The sequence below is a fragment of the Streptomyces justiciae genome (genome assembly GCF_015163075.1).
GTDB lineage: Bacteria > Actinomycetota > Actinomycetes > Streptomycetales > Streptomycetaceae > Streptomyces > Streptomyces justiciae.
Window position 1 is genome coordinate 467780 of the sequence record NZ_JADDXU010000004.1, and the last position, 22104, is coordinate 489883.

Genomic DNA, 22104 nt, shown 5'->3' on the forward strand with positions numbered 1-22104 from the left:
GAAGGCTTCAGACGCTGTTCCAGAACAGCCTTTCGGACCTGTCCGGATCATTGACGATCCTGCACTCGGCGTCGAGCCACATCGTGGCGCGCTTCTGCGGGGTGTAGGCCGGCCAGGTCGGCACGTCCTTCGCGGTGGGACGGCTCGTGTGGGCGAAACCCGCCCACAGCCCGCTCATGTGCCGTGCGGTCGCGAGCCGTTGTGGTGACTGGTCCTTGTTGAGGATGTAGTCCAGGTTCTTGTCCGTGTTGGCGAACTTGAGGTTGATGTCCGACGCGTGCGGCGAGCCGATCGGAAAGTCCGTGCCGGGCATCAGGGTCGGGCTCGGATAGGCGAGCTGGTACATGTACACCGGCGCCGCACGCTGCGCCGCCTTCGCCTCCGCGATCTTGATGGCGTCGCGCCAGATCGGTGAGGTGGTGATGGCGAAGTAGAGCTGCGCCGGTGTCGCGTCGGGCCGCGACCTGCGGAAGACGTCGATGACGCGGTCGAGTTCGGCGCCCTGGTACGTCCGGCCCAGCTCCCTGCGCAGGCCGGCCTCGTCGATGCGGAAGATGTCGGGCGGCCCGAAGAGGCTGAAGAACACCGTCTCGTCGCGGCAGGTGCCGCACATCAGGGGCTTGCCGGCCGAGAAGGGGGCGGCGCCGTCGGCGAAGGGATGCCGGGGTATGACCGTGCCGTCGACGAAGGCGCCGAAGCCCGGGAGCGGGCCGGGGTCGCCCCAGGGCGGAGCGCCGTTCGCGGCCTCGGACTGCTGGATCGCGAGCAGCCTCTCGGCCGGCAGGTCGTGCAGCTGGGGGATGTCCGCCTTGGTCAGTCCGAGGAGCTCCAGCGTGCGTTCGGCCCGGGCGGTGGCGCCTTCGCGGGTGGGGAAGCGCAGCGGCGCGGCGCTCTCGATCGACGCCTTGTGGAAGAGCCGCACGGCGTCGGGCATGGTGTAGATCGCTGCGGTCTTTGCGCCGCCACCGCTCTCGCCCCACACCATGATGTTGTCGGGGTCGCCCCCGAAGTTCTCGATGTTCTCACCGGTCCAGCGCAGTGCCGCGAGGATGTCCAGCATTCCCTGGTTGGCGGCGTAGTTGCCGCCGGTGAGGTCGCCCAGGTACAAGTAGCCCAGCAGACCGAGCCGGTGGTTGGACTCGACCACCACCACGTCGTAGAGCTGCGCGAGATGTGTGCCGTCCTGGCCTGTGGCGGAGCCGGAGCCGATCATGTAGCCGCCGCCGTGGTTGTAGAACATGACCGGCCGCCGCTTGCGGTCCGCGGCGGGGGTCCAGATGTTGAGGTAGAGGCAGTCCTCGGAGGGCGCGGGCATCCGGCCGTTGCCGTTCGGGCCCATCTCGTTGCCCGGCACCTGGTAGGCCGGGTTGGGAAAGTCCACCGTGTCGCGCACGCCGTGCCAACTTCTGGGCGGCTGAGGGGCCTTGAAGCGCAGCGCACCGAGCGGCGGGGTGGCGTAGGGCACGCCGAGGAACTTCACGATGCCGTCCTCGCAGCGTCCGCGCACCCTGCCGTAGCGGGTTCTCGCCTCGTCCGTGTGCCGCGCGCCCCGCGCGAGAGCCGGCGACGACATCGCCGTACCGGCTACGACGGACAGCGCCCCGCCGATCATCGTCCTGCGGGTCATCTTCGAGCCTGGCATCGGACATCCTCCTGGGGAGAGCGCGCGGCGAACTCTTTGGTGGAACGTTTCAATGCGGGACGGCAGTGAACCCCGTGCGGGCTGTGCGGTGAAAGATCGCGGCCGTGCGGTGACGCGTGTCGGCGCTCGATGGCGGCTGGCGTACGCCGACTGGGAAACGTTATCCACGAGGTGTGGCCGACACAAGGAGTTCGCCCGAGGCGGCGCCCGGGCTGCGGGCCCTCAGAGAAACGCCACTCCGACCACGGCCGTCGCCGCCAGCACCACGATCGTCAGGACGTTGAACGTCACGTCCTGATTCCGTGAGCGCTGTTCGGCGGAGCGGTTCAGCGTGAAGTGAGCCGGGTCGGCGGGCGCGTAGTGGACGGTGACGTCACGGCCGCGCGCCTCGGCGGCATTCGGGAGCTTCTCCGTGCAGTGCGCCGTGACGACCGTGCCCTCGCGGGTGGTGAACGACACCACCGGGGTGATCGTGGTCCAGGTGTGGCCGTCGTCCTGATCGACGCTGACGTCCTTGAGGACCGCGACGACGCTTCCCTCGACTGTCTCCATCGCGGCCAGCCGGGCGACGTGGTCGTTCCTGGCGCGGATCGTCGCGGGCAGGTGTACGGCGGCGTAGACCGCCCATGGCCCGCCGAAGCCGATCAGCGCCCACGGCCATCCCCGGTCGACCGCGGCGAGGACCACCAGCCCGACGTACACCAGGAAGACGGCGAACGTCGGCCAACCGAGCCCGCGGCCGGGCTGCTCGGGGACGTTGGAGAACCGGTAGGCGTGGGGGCGGCCCCGCGGGTGGCTGACGCCGATCTCGCGGCCCTCCCACGCCACGGTGATCATCTCGCCGCGCTCACCGTCGTTCGTCACGGTGACCTGCTCGCCGGTGACCGGGTCACGGTAGGAGACGACCACCGATATCCCGCCCGTGCGCGACCCGCCGTGCCGAGGCTCTCGTACCCGCTCGATCCGTCCCGCCAGCCGGACCGTGCGCTGCGCCTTGGTCACCCCGGCCAGCGACATCCCGTAGCCGACCAGGGCCGCCACACCCCACGCAGCGCACCACAGCAGCAGAAACCCGTCCCACCCCACGCGTCTTCCTCCCCGCCCCGCCGATCCCGTCAACTGCCGCTGCGGGACAGCACCTTGCCGTGCTCGTCCGCTTCCAGCGTTCTCGTGCCTCTGTCGCCGGTCACCACGATCCTGAGCGTGACTGAGCCGGTAACGTTTTCCGCGGTCAGCTGCCAACTGCGTCGGGAGCCCGCGCCGTTGCCGGCCTCTTCGACCAGCGCGGGCAGGCGATCGTAGGGCAGCGACCGCGGGTCGAATCCGCTCAGGCCCTCGGGGGCGAAGACGACTGTCAGCAGGCGCTCCTGCGCGACCAGGGTGAACGCCCCGTGCCGGTCCGCGCCCTGGGTCAACGACTCGACGGCCGCGCGCAGTTCGCCCTCGTCCAGCATCGACCGGCCTGGATCGAGGGTGACCGTACCGGTCTCCGACGTCATGCTGGTCGCGAACGTCGAGGAGGAGACGGTCGGTTCGGGCGCGGCGCCGCCCTTGCCCTCGTCACGATCGAACAGGTCGGCGCGGAACAGGAGGAGCACCGCGGCCACGCCGAGCAGCAGCCCGAGCAGGGTGAGGAAACAGCCGGCGCAGCCCGCGGGGGATTCACTCCGCATGGCCGGACCGGGCACCGAGTCCACCCGGGCACCGGCCGCCCGTTCCTCCCACTCCGGCGTCGGCCGCCGCACGATCCGCAGCTTCCAGGGCCGGTCCGGCGGATACTCCACCACCACGATGCCGCGCGGCCGGTAGTCGGTGAGCTCGACCCGGTTGACGCTCTGCCGGACCTCGACACGGAACGCGGGGCCGTCGTCCGGTGCGACGGACAGCTCGAACCGCGTCGGAACGTCGCTGGCCACGCCCTCGACAGCCTCCAGGCTCTCGATCACCGCGAGCGCCGTACGCGGTACGGCGGCGGCCTCCCTGGCACGGCGGGGCTGCGTGACGAGGAGGAACAGAAGCCCGGTGACCGCGGGCAGCACCAGCCCCCCGACGATCAGCGACGCCTTCCCGACGACGCACCCGCTGACGAAGGCCGTGAGCGAAGCCCCGATCACGCCACCCGTCACGAACCCCAAGGCGTGGTCGGCGCGCGGGCCTTGGGCGGGCGGCGCGCCCGCGGTGATCGTCATGCGCTGATTGTGCACGTGGTGGGCCACGGCCGACAGGCCTGTGGATGACCTTGCGATCACGGCGGGACCGTCGCTGGGGGCGGGTTCAAGCTATGAGTGGGCGGAGGCCGAGATGGGCCGCTTCGAGGTCGACGAGGCGCTCCGCGGCGGCCACGCACAACGCCGAGCCGGCAGGCGGCTGGGCCCGCATGACCGCCGAGGGCTCCACCGCGGTCACGTCGCGATGGGCGGGCTCGTGGGCTCCACGAGGCCCGCCTCTTTTGCCCGGCCCCACAGCGATGAGTTCTGCCGTGGCGTCCCGTCTGAATCTGCGTACCCGCTCCACCGCACCCAGGAGAGCACCATGACCGTCACCTACGCCTTCGACGTCTTTTCCACCCTCGACGGCTACGGCACCACCAGCGGTGGCGAGGTACTGGGCCGGAGGAGTCTGGACCGGGTCCAGGTCACGCTCTTCCCCGTGATCACCGGCCGGACCGGCGGTCTTCCGGTCTTCCGAGGCGCGGCCGACTTCGACCTCGAAATCCTCGACAGCCGCACGCTCGACGGCAACATCCAGGAACTGATCTACCGGCCCACCCTGCACGCCTGAAGCGGCCGCGGCAGCCGAGCGGCCCCGCCGGGAACACCCGCTCCTGTCGGCGCGGTTGCACCGACCGAGGGACCGGCGCCGCCCGGACGGGGAACACGGGGACCACGAGGTCGTCCGCCCCACCAGGAGCCGGACCCCAGAACGGCGGCGAATCCGCCGCACTGCTTGGATGATCCACACATATTTCTCCAGGAGGACACCTTCATGACCGACCGGCCCTTGACGCTCATGGCAGTGCACGCCCACCCCGACGACGAGGCCACCGGGACCGGGGGAGTCCTGGCGCGGTATGCGGCGGAAGGAATCCGCACGGTGCTCGTCACCTGTACCGACGGCAGTTGCGGTGACGGACCGGGGGGCGTGAAGCCGGGCGATCCCGGGCACGATCCGGCGGCGGTCGCCGAGATGCGCCGCCAGGAACTCGCGGCGAGCTGCGAGGTCCTGAAGGTCAGCGACCTGGAGCTGCTGGACTACGCCGACTCCGGAATGATGGGCTGGCCGAGCAACGACGCCCCGGGATCGTTCTGGCAGACCCCGGTCGAGGAAGGCGCAGCCCGGCTCGCGGAACTCATGCGGCATTACCAGCCCGACGTGGTCGTCACCTATGACGAGAACGGTTTCTACGGCCACCCCGACCACATCCAGGCCCACCGCATCACCATGGCGGCGCTGGAGATGACCGAGCTGACACCGAAGGTGTACTGGACGACGGCGCCGCACTCGATGATGCAGCGGTTCGGCGAGATCATGCGCGAGTTCGGTGCGGACATGCCGGAGCCGGACCCCGAGGAGGCCGCCGCGCTCGCCGAGATCGGTCTGCCCGACGACGAGATCACCACGTGGGTGGACACGACCGGGTTCAGCGACCAGAAGTTCGACGCCCTGGCCGCGCACGCCAGCCAGGGCGAGAACATCTTCTTCCTCAGGTTGGGCAAGGAGAGGTTCGGCGAGTTGATGGGCATGGAGACCTTCGTCCGGGTCCGGGACACCACCGGGGCGGCCGTACCGGAGAACGATCTTTTCGCCGGGCTGCGCTGATCCGCCCGCCCTCCCTTCGAGAAGCGCTGCCGCCGCGCCGGTCCGGTCCGTTGTGGTGGGAGGTAGCTTGGTGGAGAAGGCCTTCGAGGGAGGGCGATGGGATGCCATGGTTCGTATGGCTGCTCCTTGCCGCGGCGCTGGGCGTCGCGGAGTTCTTCACCCTGACACTGGTCCTGGGGCTGTTCGCGGGCGCGGCACTCGTCGCCGCCGTCGTCGCCGGTGTGGGCGTCGGCACCCTCGGACAGCTCGTGGCGCTCGGCGCGACGGCGGCGGCGGGTCTGCTCCTCGCCCGCCCCGCCGCCCTGCGGTACATGGCACAGCCGCCGGTGATGCGTGACGGCACCGACGCGCTGATCGGCAGACGCGCCGAGGTCGTGCAGGAGGTCACCGCGACCCGTGGCCTGGTCAAACTCGGCGGCGAGGAATGGACCGCGCGGGCCTTCGACGAGAGTCATGTGATCCCGGTGGGGGCCCTGGTCGACGTCATGGAGATCCAGGGCGCCACCGCTGTCGTCTACCCTCGCGAGCTTCTTCCCTGAGCGGCTGAACGCAGAGCTATGGAGGCACTGTGGAACCAGTTGTCATCAGCATCGTCGTGGCGGCCATCGTCATCGTCTTCCTCGTCGCCTCCACGGTGCGGATCGTCCCGCAGGCGCGCCGCTACAACATCGAGCGGTTCGGCCGGTACCGGCGCACCCTCCAACCGGGGCTGAACCTGGTGCTGCCGATGGCGGACCGCATCAACACCAAACTCGACGTGCGGGAGCAGGTCTATTCGTCCGACCCGCGGCCGGTCATCACCGAGGACAACCTCGTGGTGAACATCGACACCGTGCTCTACTACCAGATCACCGATCCGCGGGCGGCGGCCTACGAGGTCGCCGACTATCTGCAGGCGATCGACCAGCTCACCGTGACCACGCTGCGGAACGTCATCGGCAGCATGGACCTGGAGGAGACGCTCACCTCGCGCGAGGAGATCAACTCCCGGCTGCGGGCCGTCCTCGACGACGCCACCGGCAAGTGGGGCATCCGGGTCAACCGCGTGGAGATCAAGGCCATCGACCCTCCGCACACCATCAAGGAGGCGATGGAGAAGCAGATGCGGGCCGAGCGGGACAAGCGCGCGGCCATCCTGCACGCCGAAGGGGAGCGGCAGGCCAAGATCCTGACCGCGGAGGGCACGAAACAGAAGGACATCCTGGAGGCGCAGGGCGCCCAGCAGGCCATGATCCTGCGGGCGGACGGCGAGGCGAAGGCGGTGGAGCTCGTCTTCCAGGCCGTGCACCGCAACAACGCCGACCCGAAGGTCCTCGCCTACAAGTACCTGGAGACGTTGCCGCATCTGGCGAGCAGCGACAACAACACGTTCTGGGTGATCCCGGGGGAGCTGACCGAGGCGGTACGGACCGTCACCCGTGCCTTCGGAGACGGGGCCCCGACGGCTCCCGCTCCCTCCGCGGAAGCACCGGACGAGGCTCGCAGCCCCGAGCTCGAGGCGGGCTCGTCGGTGCTGCGCGACGCCGCCGCGGCCGCCGACGAGGCCGAGAAACAGGCCGCCGCGGCGGTGAGCGACGCCAAGGCGGAGGCCGAGGCCGCGCAGTCGCCGCAGGTGCCGCGCCGGGCGTAGCGGTACGGCGGCCGAGCGCGGCCGGCCCGGGAATGTACTGCCGGGGAGGTGCGTTACAGACACTGCATGACATGACCGGGTCAATCGACTCGGTGATGGTGGAAGGAGAACCTCATGGCACGCAGCACCGCGCGGCCCGTGGTCAAGCTCAGGTCGACAGCCGGTACCGGAGTGACCTACGTGACCCGCAAGAGCCGTCTGAACGACCCCGACCGGCTCGTCCTGCGCAAGTACGACTCGGTGGCCGGCCGGCACCTGCTGTTCCGCGAAGAACGATGACCACCGCCTCGGCCGCCGACCGAGGCACACGAAGGAGGCACCACCCATGAGGCCCGGCATCCACCCCGTCTCCCGCCCCGTCGTCTTCCGCGACCGCGCGGCAGGCTTCCGACTGCTCACCCGCTCCACCCTCGACGCACGGGACACCGTCGAGTGGGAGGACGGCATCACGTACCCGGTCGTCGACGTGGACATCTCGTCCGCGAGCCACCCGTTCTACACCGGCACCTCGCGGGTCGTGGACACCGCGGGCCGGGTGGAGCGCTTCGAGCGGCGCTACGGCCGTACGGCCGCCGCCCGTCACTGACGCCGCCCAAGCCCCCCACCCACTGGAAGGAGACCACTGTGAAGGTGCGCAATTCCCTTCGCTCACTGAAGGCCAAGCCCGGAGCCCAGGTGGTCCGCCGGCGCGGGGTGACCTTCGTGATTAACAAGAAGGACCCCCGCTTCAAGGCCCGCCAGGGCTGACGTCCCAGCAGGCCGCATCACAGCAGCCCGGCACCGCAACGGTGGTGCCGGGCTGCGCTGTTGCCGGGGAGAGACGCCCGCTTCAGACGCCCTTCAGGACCCGATCAAGTGCCGCCCGGCCCACAGGTCCCCAGTGCGGCTTGCCGCCGGGAAGACCCCGATCTCCGTTCTGTCCCATGAGCATCAGGAAGAGGCACTTCATCGCGGCCAGGCCGCGGGCGCGCCGGATCGCCGCGTCGTCGGCACGCGCGTACGCGTCGAAGAACCGTGCAGCCGCACCCGCGGGCAGCAGCACCCATGCGGCGGCGAGGTCCCACGCCGGATCGCCGGCGAACATGTCACCGAAGTCGACGATGCCCGAGAGCGTTCCCTCCGAGACGACGACGTTCGCGGGATGGAGGTCGCCGTGCACCCACACGGCCGGGCCCTCCCACGCCGGAGCCGCGACGGCGTCGTCCCAGACGGCCCGCACTTCGGCAGCGAGGTCGTCCTCAAGGGCCACGGCCTGGAGGAAGTTCTCGAAGCCGTCCGTGCAGTTCCTGGGATGGGCGCCGCGGTCCCTGGCGATCGGCGCATCGGCGGGCGCCTCCACATGCAGCGCCCGAAGGAAGCCCGCCAAGGTGTCGGCCGCGTGGGCGCCGCGGCTGATCGAGCCGTGGTCCAGCGGCTCGCCGGGAACCCACGTCATCACGGTCCAGTGCTTCGGGAACCGCGCGGACGGCTCGCCGAACCGCACCGGAGTCGGCACCGGCAGCGGCAGCCGCGGGGCCAGCACGGGCAGCCACCGCCGCTCCTTGAGCTGGAGCTCCGGGGTGGGGTCCATGCGCTGCATCCGTACGGCCAACTCGTCCCCGAGGCGCCACATCTGGTTCCCCCAGCCGCCCGCCACCTCGCGGACGGCCAGCCCCGCGAGGTCCGGATGCTGCTCCCGCAGCAGGTCGCGGACCAGGTCCGCGGTGATCTCGATCTCCGTGTCGGTCATGCGAACCGACAGTACCGAGACGGCACGCGGAGCGGCGCCCGCTCTCCGGAACGGCCGACCGCACGTGACTATGGTCGGCGAAAAGACCGGCTGCGGATGTCGAGAACGTGTCACCGGCTCCGTCCCAGGGACATCAGCGGCCACCACCGGCCGCACGACGAAGGAGGAGGAACCGTCATGGCGATTCAGCGGATGGACAACGTCGGCATCGTCGTCGAGGACATGGACGCCGCCATCGCGTTCTTCGTGGAACTCGGCATGGAGCTGGAGGGCCGGGCGGAGGTCGAGGGCCTCTTCGCCGACCAGTGCACCGGACTCGACGGCGTCCGCTGCGACATCGCGATGGTGCGAACCCCGGACGGTCACGGCCGACTCGAGCTGGCGAAGTACCGCAACCCGGCAGTGATCAGCGACGGGCCGCGCAACCGGCCGCACAACGTTCTGGGCACGCATCGCGTGATGTTCGCCGTCGACGACATCGAGGACACCGTCGCCCGCCTGCGCCCGCACGGCGCCGAACTCCTCGGTGAGATCGCCCGGTACGAGGACAGCTACCTGCTCTGCTACGTCCGCGGCCCCGAGGGGATCATCGTGGGCCTGGCCCAGCAACTGGGCTGAACCCTCCGGCGCCGCTGCTCAGGCTTCGTCGGGCCGCCACAGCCAGCGCAGGGCGTCGGGGAGCAGCACGCCGCCGTGGTTGGGGCTGTGGCCGCCGTCGCCCAGGACGAGCCGGAAGTCGTATCCGGCCTCGGCGAGCGCGGCCGCGACGCGCAGGTTGTGGGCCAGCCAGTTCGCCTCCGGTTCGTTCCAGCGCAGGTCGCGATGGCCGGCTTGGAGGAAGACGCGCAGCGGCTTGCGGGGAGTGCGGGGGATCAGCTCGGGGTAGGGGTTGCCGCCGGGCATCTGCGCGAAGCTGGACAGGTAGCCGATGACGCGGCGGAACCTGTCCGGGTGCAGCCATGCCGCGGTGAAGGCGCAGTTGCCGCCGCTGCTGCCCCCGCAGATGCCCCACCGGTCGGGATCCGCGGCGATCGCGAACCGCCGCGTGACCTCGGGGACGATCTCGTCCAGGAGGAAACGGGCGTAGCGGTCGTCGAAGGCGTCGTACTCGGTGTTGCGGTTCTTCGGGTTCTCACGGTCGGGGAAGACACCGGGGTCGACGAACACGCCGATGGTGACCGGGAGTTCGCCGCGATGCACGAGATTGTCCAGGACGATCCCGCCGCGGACCTCTCCGTCGGGGTCCAGGTACCACCAGCCGTCCTGGAACACCATCAGCGACGCCGGTTGCGCGGGGTCGTAAGCGGCGGGCACATGGACCCAGAACTTCCGGGACGTGCCCGGGTAGATCGCGCTGTCGTTCCAGTCGAACTCGAGTGTCTCGCCGGCCGGCACGCCGGGCGGGACGGCCGAGTCGGGGCCGTGGGCGTAGCGGACGTCCGACTGGTCGACCGGAAGCGGCTGGTAGGGCACCTCGATGGTCACGCGGGCCAACCTAGGAGAGATCACGAGCCCTCTCAAACGGGTTTGGCGATGTCGAAGAATGCGGAGTGGCTCCGACGTCTCCTGCGGAAGGGTTCCCGGGAGGATGCGGGGGCCGTAGACGCGCGAGACCCCGAAGGGGGCAGCTATGCAGACCCTGACCGTGGATGTGTTTCTCTCGGTCGACGGGTGGGCCGGCGGGGCGGAATCGCCGGGTTACTTCGGTTACTTCGGCCCCGAGCTCGAAGAGTGGATCACCGAGGAGTTGGCGGTGCCGCAACTGGTGGTCCTGGGGCGACGCACGTACGAGGCGCTCGCCGGTCTGCCCGAGGAGGCGCGCGACGACTCCTGGCACCGGATGACCAAGCTGGACAAGGTCGTGTTCTCGTCGACGCTGGAGACGGCCTCATGGCCGAACACACACGTGTGTCATGACGACCTCGTCACCGAGGTCACTCGACTCAAAATCGACAGCGATGTGCCGCTGCGCACCATCGGGAGTCTCTTGGTCGCCCGGCAGCTCTGTGCCGCGGGCGTCGTGGACCGGCTGAGGCTGATGACGTTCCCGCTGCTCGTGGGTACGTCAGGCCGCGAGCCGTTCTTCGCGGATGTGGCCTCGGCCGATCTGGAGCTGGTCGGCCACCGGGTGCTGGACCGCCGGGTGCTGCTGGTCGAGTACCGGCCCACCGGCCGCGACATTCCGCGGGTCTGAGAAGCAGATCCGCGGTGCGCGGCTGTGCGTGACGTCAGCGTGCGAACTTCTCGACGGCCACCGGCGTGACGGGCGTGAAGAAGTTGACGAGGTTGCCGTCGGGGTCGCGGAACAGCAGTGACCGGTTGCCCCAGGGCATCGTGGTGGGCCCGGCGACGAAGTCGGTCACGAAGTCGGTCAGGTTCCGGTGGACGCGGTCCACGTCGTCGACCAGGAACTCGGTGATCACGCTGCGGTTGTCCGCGGGGCGGGCAGAGCCCGGGGCGAACAGCGGGACGGTGCGGGTGCCGGCGATCGCGAGGGTGGCGCCCGCGGTCCTGAGCTCGGCGAAGTCCTCGGTGGCCCAGGCCGCCCGCGTCTCCGTGGCGCGCTCGTAGAAGTCGACGAGGCGCGCGACGTCGCCGGTGATGATGCGGATCGAGACGAAGTCCATGAGAGATCTCCTTGGCTGTGCTGGAGGCGTACGCGTCGCAGGCTAGGAGAAATACCGGACAGAACCGGTCCTGTATCGGGGCTAGGCTGCTCACATGCCTCGACCCACCGGCCGCGTGCTGACCCTGCTGGAGCTGCTCCAGTCGGGCGGCACCCGGACCGTGGCCGAGCTCGCCGACCGGCTCGGCGTGGAGGGGCGCACCGTGCGGCGGTACGTGCAGCAGCTGATCGACCTGGACGTGCCGGTGGAGTCGGTGCGTGGCCGCTACGGCGGGTATCGGCTGGCGCCCGGGTACCGCCTGCCGCCGCTCATGCTCAGCGACGACGAGGCGCTGGCCGTGCTGCTCGGCCTGGTCGCGGGTCGCAGGGCCGGGCTGACGACGACGCAGCGCACGGCGAACGAGACGGCGTCGGCGAAGATCCGGCGGGTGTTGCCCCAGCACATTGCCCGCAGACTCGACGCCCTCCTGGACGCCCTCGACTTCACGGACCAGCCCGGCGAGTTCGACGCCCCGGACGCCGGAGTCCTGCTCACCCTCGCCGATGCCGTGCGCCACCGCCGCCCCGTCTCGATCCGCTACACCGACCGCGACGGACGACGCAGCGAACGCACCCTGCACGCCTACGGGATCGTCGCCCATGCGGGCCGCTGGTATGTGACGGGGAAGGACCCCCAGGTCGGCGAGGACCGGACCTTCCGGCTCGACCGCATCGCCGACGCGCGGACCCTGCCCGGCTCGTTCGAAGTGCCCGTCGGCTCCGGCCCGGCAGAGCGCGTGGTGTCGGGATTCGCTACGGCCGACTACCGGCACGAGGTGATCTTGCGCATCCACGGGACCGTCGAGCAGATCCGTGCCCATCTCCCCGCCGGCGTTGCGAAACTGGAGGAAGAGGAGCACGCGGCTGAGAGCTGGCTCCGCGTCGAGCTGCGGGCCGAGCGGCTCGACTGGCTGCCTCCGGTACTCGCCGCACTCGACCGGCCGTTCGTCATCGAGCGCCCCGCCGAACTCCGCGACCTCCTCCTCGCATTCGCCGATCGCCTCAAGTCCCGCGCCCGCCAAGCCTGATGGTGAGGAACAGCGGTATATCTAGGCGCGCGAGGGCCGTTGTACGTGTGAGTCGCGCTCTTCGTCGCAGTCGTAGGCGAGTTGTGCCGGGACCGCCTCGTCCAGGGCGCGGATCAGTCGTCGTCCACCGCGGTACCAGGCCGGATCGATGCCGATTTCGCAGCCGCAGCGGCCGATCAGGACGCGCTCGGAGCCGTGCCGTACGACGGCGATGACCTCGTCGAAGCGGAGCGTGTGGAAAGGGCCGGCGGTGCAGAACACCACCGAATCGCGGGTCAGGATCGTCCAGTGCCGCTCCTGGGATCGTCGGACAGCCCGTCTGCGCAGTGGTTCGTGGAACTTCTCGCCCCAGGGGGGAAGTTCGTCCCAGGTCCAGCAGGAGGTGCACCACAGTCGGCGGCCGTCGGGGCCGGCCAGGTCGAGGAGCTGGCCTGAGGGCACGACCAGTTGGGCCTGGCTCATGGCCAGCCGCCAGGCGTCGCGTACGTCGTCCGGGGTGACGGCGTCCAAGGCGCGTCGCCGGCCGTCCTCGTCGGGGTCGGGAGTGCCGAACAGTTCGGCGTGGGCGGCGATGTCGAGGAGCGGCGTCGCGTCGCGTCGGTGCCGGTCCACCTCGGTCTGTTCGGGTGCGATCCTGGCCAGGCGCAGCGCGTGCGACCACAGGGTGGCGGCCACTTCTTCGACGGCGTCGGCGGGCGCCGGGGTGAACAGGAGCCGGACGACTGTCTTGGAGTCGTGCGGCACCACCGTCGTCTCCACCGGGCCCACGGGAGTGGGTCGTTCGGCCAGCGCGGCGGTCACGCGGTCGTGGAGGACGCGGTGGGCGACGTCCGAGGCCGCGGAGTCGACGGGAGTCTCGACGGAGACGGCGATGCCGTCGATGCTCCGGTGGGTCCAGGAGGCGCGCGGGTAGCGGGCCCGGGGCGCCGAGCGCTGGGGACGATTGCCCTCCGGCAGGGGGAGCCGTAGACCGACCGGCTCCGGACCGGTCAGGGTGAGGACGGCGTTGGCTTTGGTGAACCAGGTCGCGGCGTGCGCCTGCACCATTTCCGTGGTCGGCGGCCAGGGGCAGGTGCGCTCCTGCCCGTCCAGGCCGGAGGCTTGTGCTCCGTAGCGGGCGTTGAGCGCGGCGGCGGCCGGCCAGGGCAGGCAGGACGCCGCGCCCACCCCAGCGGCCACCCCGTCCACCGGCAGCTCGCCCAGGGCCGCACACAACGCCGCCAGCTGCTCGACGACGTCCTCAGTCCGGCCGGAGACACTGAACGCGGTCTCCCCTATGCCGGTGGCGGCACGCACGGACAGCGCCGTTTCCGAGGTCCGACGCCCTGTCTCCCGTACGGCGAGAGCGGCCACCAGGGCGCTGACCCCGCGGGTGCGATACGCCTCGTCACGGACACCCGCGCCGAAGCGCAGCGTGGCACGGAGCTCCCCGGCCTCGGCACACCGGAAGACGGGCACGCCGTCGACATGGCTGTGATGCATGGACGCACCCTAACCAGCACATATGCCAAGCTCCCAAGCCTCAGGCCGGTGCCGGTACGGCGGTGGGTTCCAGCCGGACGATGACGCTCTTCGACGTCGGGGTGTTGCTGATGTCGGCGACGCTGTCGAGCGGCACCAGGACGTTGGTCTCCGGGTAGTAGGCGGCGGCCGAACCCGGGGGAGTGGAGTAGCCGACGACGCGGAACGCTTCCGCACGGCGTTCGACGCCGTCGGACCAGACGCTGACCAGGTCGACGAGGCTGCCGTCCGTGAGGCCGAGATCGGCGAGGTCGGCCGGGTTGACGAGGACCACGCGCCGTCCGCCCTTGATGCCCCGGTAGCGGTCGTCCATGGCGTAGGGGATGGTGTTCCACTGGTCGTGGGAGCGCAGGGTCTGCAGGACGAGGTGGCCCTTGGGCGCTTGCAGCAGGGTGAAAGCGTTGACGCTGAAGACGGCCTTGCCGCTGGGCGTGCGGAACTCACGGGAGTTCACCGGGTTGGGCAGGCGGAATCCGCCGGGGCGGCGCACCCGTTCGTTGAAGTCCTCGAAGCCGTCGACGACCCGGGCGATGCGGTCGCGGACGAGGTCGTAGTCGGTCTCGAAGTCCGCCCAGGGGACGTCCGGAGACGAGCCCAGCACCTTGCGGGCGAGGCGGGTGATGATGGACACCTCGCTCAGCAGGTGCGGGGACGCGGGCGCGAGACGGCCGCGGGTGGCGTGGACCTCGCTCATGGAGTCCTCGACCGTCATGAACTGCTCGCCGCCCGCCTGGAGGTCGCGGTCGCTGCGGCCCAGCGTGGGCAGGATCAGCGCGGTGCGTCCGCACACCGCGTGCGAGCGGTTGAGCTTGGTCGAGATGTGCGCGGTCAACCGGCAGTTGCGCAGGGCCTGTTCGGTGACGTCGCTGTCCGGTGTGGCCCGCACGAAATTGCCCGCCACGCCGAGGAAGACCTTCGCGCGTCCGTCGCGCATGGCGCGGATCGAGTCCACGGAGTCCAGGCCGTGGCGGGTGGGCGGAGCGAAGCCGAACTCGCGTTCCAGGGAGTCCAGGAAGGCCTGCGGCATCCGCTCCCAGATACCCATCGTGCGGTCACCCTGGACGTTGCTGTGCCCGCGCACCGGGCACACGCCCGCGCCCGGGCGGCCGATGTTGCCGCGCAGCAGAAGGAAGTTGACGACCTCACGGATGGTGGGCACACCGTGCTTGTGCTGGGTCAGGCCCATCGCCCAGCAGACGATGACACTGCGGCTGGCCAGCACCCGCTCGTGGACCTGCTCGATCTCGTCCCGGCTCAGCCCGGTGGCCTCCAGCACGGCATCCCAGGACGTCTCCCGGATGTGCTCGGCGAAGGCGTCGTAGCCCGTGGTGTGGGCCTCGATGAACGCGCGGTCCAGGACGGTGCCCGGCTCCTTGTCCTCCGCCTCCACCAGCATCAGGTTCAGCGCCTGGAACAGGGCGAGGTCGCCTCCGGGTCGTATCTGGAGGAACTGGTCGGCGATGTCGGTGCCGCGGCCGATGATCCCGCGGGCCTTCTGGGGGTGCTTGAAGCGCAGCAGTCCGGCCTCGGGCAGCGGGTTGACGGCGACGACATGGCCGCCGCGGCGCTTGGTCTCCTCCAGGGCGGACAGCATGCGCGGGTGGTTGGTGCCCGGGTTCTGGCCCACGACGAACACGAGGTCCGAGTCGTAGAGGTCGTCGAGGCTGACGCTGCCCTTGCCGATGCCCAGGGTCTCGCCCAGGGCCGAACCGCTGGACTCATGGCACATGTTGGAGCAGTCGGGGAGGTTGTTGGTGCCGAAGGCCCGTGCGAACAGCTGGAGCAGGAAGGCGGGTTCGTTGGCGAGACGGCCGGAGGTGTAGAACAGCGCCTCGTCCGGGTGGTCCAGGGCGCGCAGTTCGGCGGCGAGGAGGTCCAGTGCCTCGTCCCAGCCGATCGGCTCGTAGTGCGTCGCGCCCTCGCGCAGCACCATCGGTTCGGTGAGGCGGCCCTGCTGGTTGAGCCAGTAGTCGGACTTCCGGCTGAGCTCGTCGACGGAGTGCTGCCGGAAGAAGTCGGCCGTGACCCGGCGGGAGGTGGCCTCGTCGGCGATGTGCTTGGCGCCGTTCTCGCAGTACTCGTTGAGGTGGCGCTTCCCCGGGGCGGGCTCGGGCCAGGCACAGCCCGGGCAGTCGAAGCCCTTGGCCTGGTTGATGTTGAGCAGGGTCAGCGCGGTCCGCTTCGGCGAGGTCTGGCCCAGCGCGTACTGCAGCGCGTGCACGACGGCGGGAGCACCGGTGGCCCAGGTCTTCGGGGCCGACACCGACAGCCCGTCCTCACTCGGTTCGTCCACGTCGAAGTCCCGCATCACGCCACGCCCTTTCCGCCCTGTCCTCCGGCCCACTCTTCGCCCGCACGTCGGCCCAGGTCAAAGCGGTAGTTCCGATCACGTGAGAGGCGTTGCCGATCAACCCGGTGAAACGGCGGGCCCCGATGCCGTCGCGCCGCGGGCCATGGATCATTGGCAGGGTGCTGCTGCGCCAACTCGAATACCTCGTCGCCCTCGCCCGCGCCCGCCACTTCGCCAAGGCGGCGCAGGCCTGCTACGTCTCCCAGCCGACCCTGTCCGAGGGCATCCGGAAACTGGAGGACGAACTCGGCGTGCCCCTCGTCCAGCGCGGACGCAGATTCGAGGGGTTCACACCGGAGGGCGAGCGGGTCGTCATGTGGGCCCGGCGCATCCTCGCCGACCGGGACGCGATGCGGGGCGAGCTCCAGTCCCTGCGGGCCGGGCTCAGCGGGAGGCTGCGCATCGGCACCGTGCCCACCGCGGCCACGGCGGTCGCCCTGCTGACCCAGCCGTTCTGCGCCGCCAACCCCCTCGCCACCGTCCAGGTCTTCGCCGATCTGCAGTCCGAGGACATCATCAACCGGCTCAGGACGTACGAACTCGACGCCGCCGTCACCTATCACAGCACCGTCGCCGCGCACGATTTCAAGTTCGTCCCGCTCTACCAGGAGCGGTACGTCCTCCTGACCCAGCGCACCGTCCCCGAGTCGGGCCCCGCGGAGATTCCCTGGGAGGAGGCCGCGCACTACCCGCTCTGCCTGCTGCACCCCGGGATGCAGGGGCGTCAGGTCATCGACGCGGCATTCGACTCGGTCGGTGTCCGGGTGACGCCGAGAGTGGAGACCGACTCGATCGCCTCCATGTTCGCCCAGGTCAGGGCCGGACATTGGGCAAGCGTCGTACCGCACGCCTGGCTGCACGTCTTCGGCGTCCCGCCCGGCATGCACGCCGTCCCGCTGGTGGACCCGGTACGCACCGAGCGGATGGGCCTGGTGCTGCCCGCCCGCGAGCCGGTCGCCCCGATCGGCCAGGCACTGATCGACGTGGTGGACCGCGCCGTGATCGCCGCGACGCTGGAAGGACTACCGGACTGACGGCGCCGCTCCTGCGAGCCCGGGAGCGGCGCCGTCCAGGTCACGCCTGGCCGGTGAAGGCCCAGGTGCCGTGCCCGACACGGAACACGGCGAACTCGGGATCGCTGCGCAGGAACTCCGCCCCCTTCGGCGCGGTCGCCTGGGCAGGTGTCCGGGCGGGCACATGCACCTCCGCCGTGGCTCCGACCGGCACCCGCACCGACAGCCGCAGCTCCCGGTCGAGACGCGACCAGGACACGGCGGCCTCGCCCCGCACGGTACGGATCGACGTGCGGGCCCAGTCGACTCCCGTACGGGCGTCGGGGCGGACGGAGAAGGTGCGGTAGCCGGCGTCCCCGGGGCGCAGTCCCGCCACGTTCTCGTACACCCACTGCGCGACCGTGCCCTGGAAGTAGTGGTCGCGGGAGCGGGAGTCCAGCGGCCACATTTCCCACATGGTGTCGGCGCCGTTGTCCTGCCAGTACCCCCAGCCCGGATAGGTGCGCTGGGTCGCGACGGCGTGGGCCACGTCCGGGCGGCCGTGGGCGCACAGCACCTTCAGCAGCACACTCGTGCCCAGACAGCCGGTGTTCAGATGGTTGCCGCGCGCCTCGATGTCCGCGACCAGGCTGTCCAGTACGGAGGCCCGAGCACCGGCCGGGACCAGGTCGAAGGCCAGCGGGATCGCGTTCGAGGTCTGCCGGTAGTCGGGGTCCTGCGCGGTGCGGTAGTGCCCCTCCGGGCTCAGGAACGCCTCGTTGAAAGCGGTCTTGAGCCGCTCGGCGGCCTCCCGGTAGCGGCTCACCACCTCGTCCTCGCCCAGCAGTTCACCCAGCTCGGCGGTGTGCAGCAGCGCCCGGCGCAGATACGCGGTGGCGGTCAGCCGGGTGTCCTCCGGAGGATTGCCGCCGTAGCCGGGCGGCAGATAGTCGCCCAGCGCCGTGACCGCCAGCCCGTCCCGCAGCCTTGCCAACTCCCAGTCCAGGTAACGGATCAGGGTCGCCCAGTGCTCGCGGGCGACGCGCTCGTCCCCGTACGCCCGGTACATCTCGCGTACGACGAACGGGTAGACGGTCGTCCACTCGGGGGAGGGGCCCAACTCCCCGTACCCCCAGCCGCCGCTGGGCACGATCACCGGCAACTGTCCCTCGCCGGTCTGGCTGTCGGCGAGATCGCCCAGCCACTTGGACAGGAAGCGGTGCGCCCCGAAGGCGTACGCCATGACCGGAGTGCCGAGCTGGGCGTCGCCGGTCCAGCCGTTCTTCTCGTACATGGGGGTGTCGGTCGGGATGCCGTGCAGATTGTTGAGGACCGTGCGGCGCATGGCACCGTCCAGCCACTCGTAGAACGGCTCGGAGCAGGTGAAGGAGCTGACCTCATCGACCCGGGTGTGCACCAGGCGCCCCAGCACCTGCTCCGGGCTCGGCCGCGCGGGCAGGCCGTGGACCTCCACGTAACGGAAGCCCTTGTACGAGAACTTCGGCTCCCAGGTCTCCTCCGCGCCGCCGCCCGCGCACACGTATTCGTCGGTCTGGAAACGTCCCGGGACGTGTCCGGTCTCGGCGTGCACACTCCCGTCGTCCTTGAGCTTCTCGCCGTGCACCAGACGCACGAGTGTGCCCGCCTCGGCGTCGCGGACCGTGAGGCGGGTCCAGCCCGCCATGGTGCGGCCCATGTCCACCACGTAGACACCGGGGCGGAGTTCGGAGATCGCGGTCGGCCGTACGGTCTCGATGACCTCGATCGGATCGTGCGGCTGTGCCTTGAGCGTGCCCCGGGGAGCCTGCTGTTCGCCCGCTGCCCGCCAGGCGCTGTCGTCGAAGCCGGGGCGAGTCCAGCCGTGCGGGGCCCGGCGGGCGTCGTAAGTCTCGCCCGCGTAGAGGGAGTTGGACAGGGTCGGCCCGTCGGTGATCCGCCACTCGCCGTCCGAGGCGACGGTCGTACGGGAGCCGTCGGGGTGGTCGATCTCCAGCTGGGCCAGCAGCCGGGGTTCGCCGTGCCACGGCGGGCGGTGCCAGTTCCAGACGTTGGGGGTGGTCATGCCGAAGAAGCCGCGGCCGAGGGTGACGCCGATGGCGTTCTCACCGCGCCGCAGCAACTCCGTCACGTCATGGACGGCGTACAGCACGGTCTCGTCGTAGTCCGTGAAGCCGGGGTCGAGGACCTGCCGGCCGACCCTGCGGCCGTTGATCTCGGCCTCGTAGTAGGCGAGTCCGCTGATGTGGAGGCGGGCCCGGGAGATCCGTTTGCGCACGGTGAAGGCGCGGCGCAGGAGCGGCGCGGGCTGCTCCGGCACGGCGACGCTCACTCCGCTGCCCCAGGGGCCCTGCCCGTACGGGGCGAGCACGGCGGCCTCGGCCCAGGGCGTGTCGTCGAACTCCGGTCGCTGCCAGCCCTCTTGGGGCTCGGTCACGGTGACGCGCCAGCCGGGGCCGGTGACCAGTTCGTGCGTACCGCCGTCCTCCGTGTCGACCGTCAGGCGGACCAGCAGGCCGCCGGGGTTCACGGAGGCGCCGGGACGGTTGGTGGCGCGGGCGGCGAGCACCAGCGGGCGGCCCGCGGCACGGGCCGTCTCCGCGGCCCCGGTGACGTCGGCCAGGTGCCCGGTGCGCCAGCCGTCCTGCTGCTCCGGGGCCTCCAGCACCTGCCCGCCGTCGAGATGGAGCGTGAAGTCGTCGTCGGCGGTGGCGACCACGGTGGCCCGTCGCACCCGTGCGCCCCCGGACAGGGGCAGCGCCGCCCGGAACCAGCACGGTCCCTCGGGGGCGTCGGAGGACGTGGCGCCCGGCGACCAGATCCAGGAGGCGGAGGAGAGGGAGGGAGGCTGTGGGGCCGGGTCGGCGCCGATCCAGCGGGCCCGCCAGTCGGCACCCGACAACGTTGTCTCCCACCAGCGGACCGGGCTCCACGAGGACGGCCGCCCGGCGTCGTCCCAGACCCGGACCCGCCAGTGGTAGCGAGTACGCGCGTCCAGCGCGGGTCCGCCGTAGGGGACACCCACGCTCTGGTCGGACGTCACCCTTCCCGAGTCCCAGACGGGTCCGGTCGCGAACTTGTGGGGTTCGAGGGCCACCTGGACCTGGTACGCGCTCTGCCGGGCGCCGCTCCCCGGCGCGGACAACTCCCAGCTGAGGCGGGGGCGTTCGACGTCGGTGCCGAGGAGTTGTTCGGCGTACTCGACGGTCGTGCGCTCGATGCGGAGGCCTCCGGTGGGGGTGCTCTCGGGGCTCCGCGCCGGTGGCTCGGCTGCCGCCGCCGGCCCGGCCGAGAGCGCGGCGGATCCGACGCCCACGCCGGCTGTCGTGCTCTTGAGGAAGAGTCTTCGGTCCAAGCTCTGGCTCATACGCGTTCCTCGCTCGATGTGTCGCCCCGGACAGCGGACCGTGCTTGGTGTGCGGTGGTGCCCAACAGATGCTCGAAGCGGCGTTGGCAACCGACGTTTGAATCGATTCAAACCGCGTCTTGCCGGAGCATGCTATGCAGGCCCATCCGCCCCAACAAGGGGTGAGACACGAGTGATTCGGGAGGCGACCCGTGGAGACCTCGGCGGTGCACAGGTCGCCAACTCCCTAGCGCCGGCGGCTCACAGAGCGTCGATCAGCGCCTTGGTGACGTCCTCCGTGGAGGCCGTGCCGCCCACGTCGCGGGTGAGGATGCCGGCGGCCGTCGTGGCCTCGATGGCCTTGTGGAGGCGGGCCGCCTGGTCCGGGAGGCCGAAGTGCTCCAGCATCAGCGCGGCGCTGCCGATCGCGCCGATCGGGTTGGCCAGGCCCTGCCCCGCGATGTCCGGGGCGGAGCCGTGGACGGGCTCGAACATGCTCGGGAAGCGGCGCTCGGGGTTGAGGTTGGCGCTGGCGGCGAGCCCCAGGCTGCCGGCGAGGGCGCTGCCGAGGTCGGAGAGGATGTCGGCGTTGAGGTTGGAGGCGACGACGACGGAGAGGTCCTCCGGCTTCAGCACGAACTTCGCGGACATCGCGTCGACGAGGACGCTCTCGGTCTCGACGTCCGGGTAGTCGGCGGCGACGCGCTTGAAGACGTCGTCCCACAGGACCATGCCGTACTGCTGGGCGTTGCTCTTGGTCACGGAGGAGACCTTCTTGTGCGCCCTGGTGCGGGCCAGGTCGAACGCGAACCGCATGATGCGTTCGCAGCCCACCTCGGTGAACAGGGCGGACTGGACGGCGACTTCACCGCCGGGGCCACGGCCGCCGAGGTTGCGGCCGCCGAGGCCCGCGTACTCGCCCTCGCTGTTCTCGCGGACGACCACCCAGTCGAGGTCGGTGTCGTCGGCCTTGCGCAGCGGGCTGGTGACGCCGGGCAGGAAGTGCACGGGGCGGACGTTGGCCCACTGGTCGAAGTTCTGGCAGATCCTCAGGCGCAGGCCCCACAGGCTGATGTGGTCGGGGACGGTGGGCCAGCCGACGGCGCCGAAGTAGATGGCGTCGAAGTCCTTGAGCTGGTCGAGTCCGTCCTCGTCCATCATCGTGCCGGTGCGCTCGTAGTACTCGCAGCCCCAGGGGAACTCCTGCCAGTCGAAGGCGAAGGCCCCGCCGGAGTTCTCGGCCAGGGCGTCGAGGACGGCGCGCCCTGCGGCGACGACCTCCTTGCCGACGCCGTCGGCGGGGATGGCGGCGATGCGGAACGTGCGGGGTGCGGTGGTCATGAAGTGCCTCCGGCTGACTGTGTTTCGGGGTTGCTCCGAGTCAA

At 70.6% G+C, this 22104-nt stretch carries 20 protein-coding genes and 2 pseudogenes; 11 read left to right on the forward strand and 11 right to left on the reverse strand.

Annotated features, from left to right (window positions below; translation table 11 throughout):
- Positions 1-7 precede the first annotated feature (7 nt).
- The 4 genes and pseudogenes from IQ210_RS14535 to IQ210_RS14550 all read right to left on the reverse strand — a co-directional run.
- Positions 8-1642, reverse strand: a complete 1635-nt coding sequence (locus IQ210_RS14535; RefSeq protein ID WP_194079396.1) for a carboxylesterase/lipase family protein — start codon at positions 1640-1642, stop codon at positions 8-10.
- Positions 1643-1864: 222 nt separating this feature from the next.
- A complete protein-coding gene (locus IQ210_RS14540) occupies positions 1865-2728 on the reverse strand; it encodes a DUF3592 domain-containing protein (protein ID WP_194079397.1) in 864 nt (287 codons plus the stop codon).
- Between the two features lie 29 nt (positions 2729-2757).
- On the reverse strand, positions 2758-3831 hold the full coding sequence (locus IQ210_RS14545) for a hypothetical protein (RefSeq protein ID WP_194079398.1): 1074 nt from the start codon (positions 3829-3831) through the stop codon (positions 2758-2760).
- 133 nt (positions 3832-3964) lie between these two features.
- Positions 3965-4075, reverse strand: a pseudogene (locus IQ210_RS14550) (MerR family transcriptional regulator); the annotation flags it as partial.
- A gap of 186 nt (positions 4076-4261) precedes the next feature.
- On the opposite strand from IQ210_RS14550, the pseudogene IQ210_RS14555 reads away from it, so the two are divergent.
- The 7 genes and pseudogenes from IQ210_RS14555 to ykgO all read left to right on the forward strand — a co-directional run.
- A pseudogene (locus IQ210_RS14555) lies at positions 4262-4423 on the forward strand (dihydrofolate reductase family protein); the annotation flags it as partial.
- A gap of 204 nt (positions 4424-4627) precedes the next feature.
- Entirely contained in the window at positions 4628-5461 is an 834-nt protein-coding gene (locus IQ210_RS14560; protein WP_194079399.1) for a PIG-L family deacetylase, read from the forward strand.
- Between the two features lie 101 nt (positions 5462-5562).
- On the forward strand, positions 5563-6000 hold the full coding sequence (locus IQ210_RS14565; protein ID WP_194079400.1) for an NfeD family protein: 438 nt from the start codon (positions 5563-5565) through the stop codon (positions 5998-6000).
- 29 nt (positions 6001-6029) lie between these two features.
- Positions 6030-7091: an SPFH domain-containing protein gene (locus IQ210_RS14570; protein ID WP_194079401.1), complete on the forward strand. Its 1062-nt coding sequence runs from the start codon at positions 6030-6032 to the stop codon at positions 7089-7091.
- Between the two features lie 114 nt (positions 7092-7205).
- Positions 7206-7370: a 50S ribosomal protein L33 gene (gene rpmG, locus IQ210_RS14575; RefSeq protein ID WP_194079402.1), complete on the forward strand. Its 165-nt coding sequence runs from the start codon at positions 7206-7208 to the stop codon at positions 7368-7370.
- Between the two features lie 46 nt (positions 7371-7416).
- The gene (locus IQ210_RS14580) at positions 7417-7677 is read left to right on the forward strand and encodes a type B 50S ribosomal protein L31 (protein WP_194079403.1); all 261 of its coding nucleotides are present in this window, start codon (positions 7417-7419) and stop codon (positions 7675-7677) included.
- Between the two features lie 38 nt (positions 7678-7715).
- On the forward strand, positions 7716-7838 hold the full coding sequence (gene ykgO, locus IQ210_RS14585; RefSeq protein WP_014669332.1) for a type B 50S ribosomal protein L36: 123 nt from the start codon (positions 7716-7718) through the stop codon (positions 7836-7838).
- An 82-nt stretch (positions 7839-7920) separates the two neighbouring features.
- Here the strand turns inward: ykgO and IQ210_RS14590 are convergent, their stop codons facing one another.
- Positions 7921-8820 (reverse strand): aminoglycoside phosphotransferase family protein, encoded by a 900-nt coding sequence (locus IQ210_RS14590; protein WP_194079404.1) that lies wholly within the window; start codon positions 8818-8820, stop codon positions 7921-7923.
- A 177-nt stretch (positions 8821-8997) separates the two neighbouring features.
- Here IQ210_RS14590 and IQ210_RS14595 point away from each other — a divergent pair, with 177 nt between their 5' ends.
- Positions 8998-9438 carry a VOC family protein gene (locus IQ210_RS14595; protein WP_194079405.1) on the forward strand — a complete coding sequence of 147 codons (441 nt, stop codon included), beginning with the start codon at positions 8998-9000 and terminating at the stop codon, positions 9436-9438.
- Positions 9439-9456: 18 nt separating this feature from the next.
- On the opposite strand, the gene IQ210_RS14600 is transcribed toward IQ210_RS14595, so the two are convergent.
- Positions 9457-10305, reverse strand: a complete 849-nt coding sequence (locus tag IQ210_RS14600; RefSeq protein ID WP_194079406.1) for an alpha/beta hydrolase — start codon at positions 10303-10305, stop codon at positions 9457-9459.
- 145 nt (positions 10306-10450) lie between these two features.
- Here IQ210_RS14600 and IQ210_RS14605 point away from each other — a divergent pair, with 145 nt between their 5' ends.
- Positions 10451-11014 (forward strand): dihydrofolate reductase family protein, encoded by a 564-nt coding sequence (locus tag IQ210_RS14605; RefSeq protein ID WP_194079407.1) that lies wholly within the window; start codon positions 10451-10453, stop codon positions 11012-11014.
- A 34-nt stretch (positions 11015-11048) separates the two neighbouring features.
- Here IQ210_RS14605 and IQ210_RS14610 read toward each other — a convergent pair whose 3' ends face one another.
- Entirely contained in the window at positions 11049-11447 is a 399-nt protein-coding gene (locus tag IQ210_RS14610) for a VOC family protein (protein WP_194079408.1), read from the reverse strand.
- 94 nt (positions 11448-11541) lie between these two features.
- Here IQ210_RS14610 and IQ210_RS14615 point away from each other — a divergent pair, with 94 nt between their 5' ends.
- Complete coding sequence (locus tag IQ210_RS14615; RefSeq protein WP_194079409.1) at positions 11542-12513, forward strand: helix-turn-helix transcriptional regulator; 972 nt, start codon at positions 11542-11544, stop codon at positions 12511-12513.
- Positions 12514-12534: 21 nt separating this feature from the next.
- Here IQ210_RS14615 and IQ210_RS14620 read toward each other — a convergent pair whose 3' ends face one another.
- Positions 12535-13995, reverse strand: coding sequence for a peptidase M16 family protein (locus tag IQ210_RS14620; protein ID WP_194079410.1), 1461 nt, complete (start codon positions 13993-13995; stop codon positions 12535-12537).
- 40 nt (positions 13996-14035) lie between these two features.
- Positions 14036-16342, reverse strand: a complete 2307-nt coding sequence (locus tag IQ210_RS14625; RefSeq protein ID WP_194079411.1) for an FdhF/YdeP family oxidoreductase — start codon at positions 16340-16342, stop codon at positions 14036-14038.
- A gap of 161 nt (positions 16343-16503) precedes the next feature.
- On the opposite strand from IQ210_RS14625, the gene IQ210_RS14630 reads away from it, so the two are divergent.
- The gene (locus IQ210_RS14630; RefSeq protein WP_194079412.1) at positions 16504-17418 is read left to right on the forward strand and encodes a LysR family transcriptional regulator; all 915 of its coding nucleotides are present in this window, start codon (positions 16504-16506) and stop codon (positions 17416-17418) included.
- A gap of 40 nt (positions 17419-17458) precedes the next feature.
- Here IQ210_RS14630 and IQ210_RS14635 read toward each other — a convergent pair whose 3' ends face one another.
- On the reverse strand, positions 17459-20740 hold the full coding sequence (locus IQ210_RS14635; RefSeq protein WP_194079413.1) for a family 78 glycoside hydrolase catalytic domain: 3282 nt from the start codon (positions 20738-20740) through the stop codon (positions 17459-17461).
- A gap of 240 nt (positions 20741-20980) precedes the next feature.
- Positions 20981-22060, reverse strand: a complete 1080-nt coding sequence (locus tag IQ210_RS14640; protein ID WP_194079414.1) for a tartrate dehydrogenase — start codon at positions 22058-22060, stop codon at positions 20981-20983.
- Positions 22061-22104: the final 44 nt, after the last annotated feature.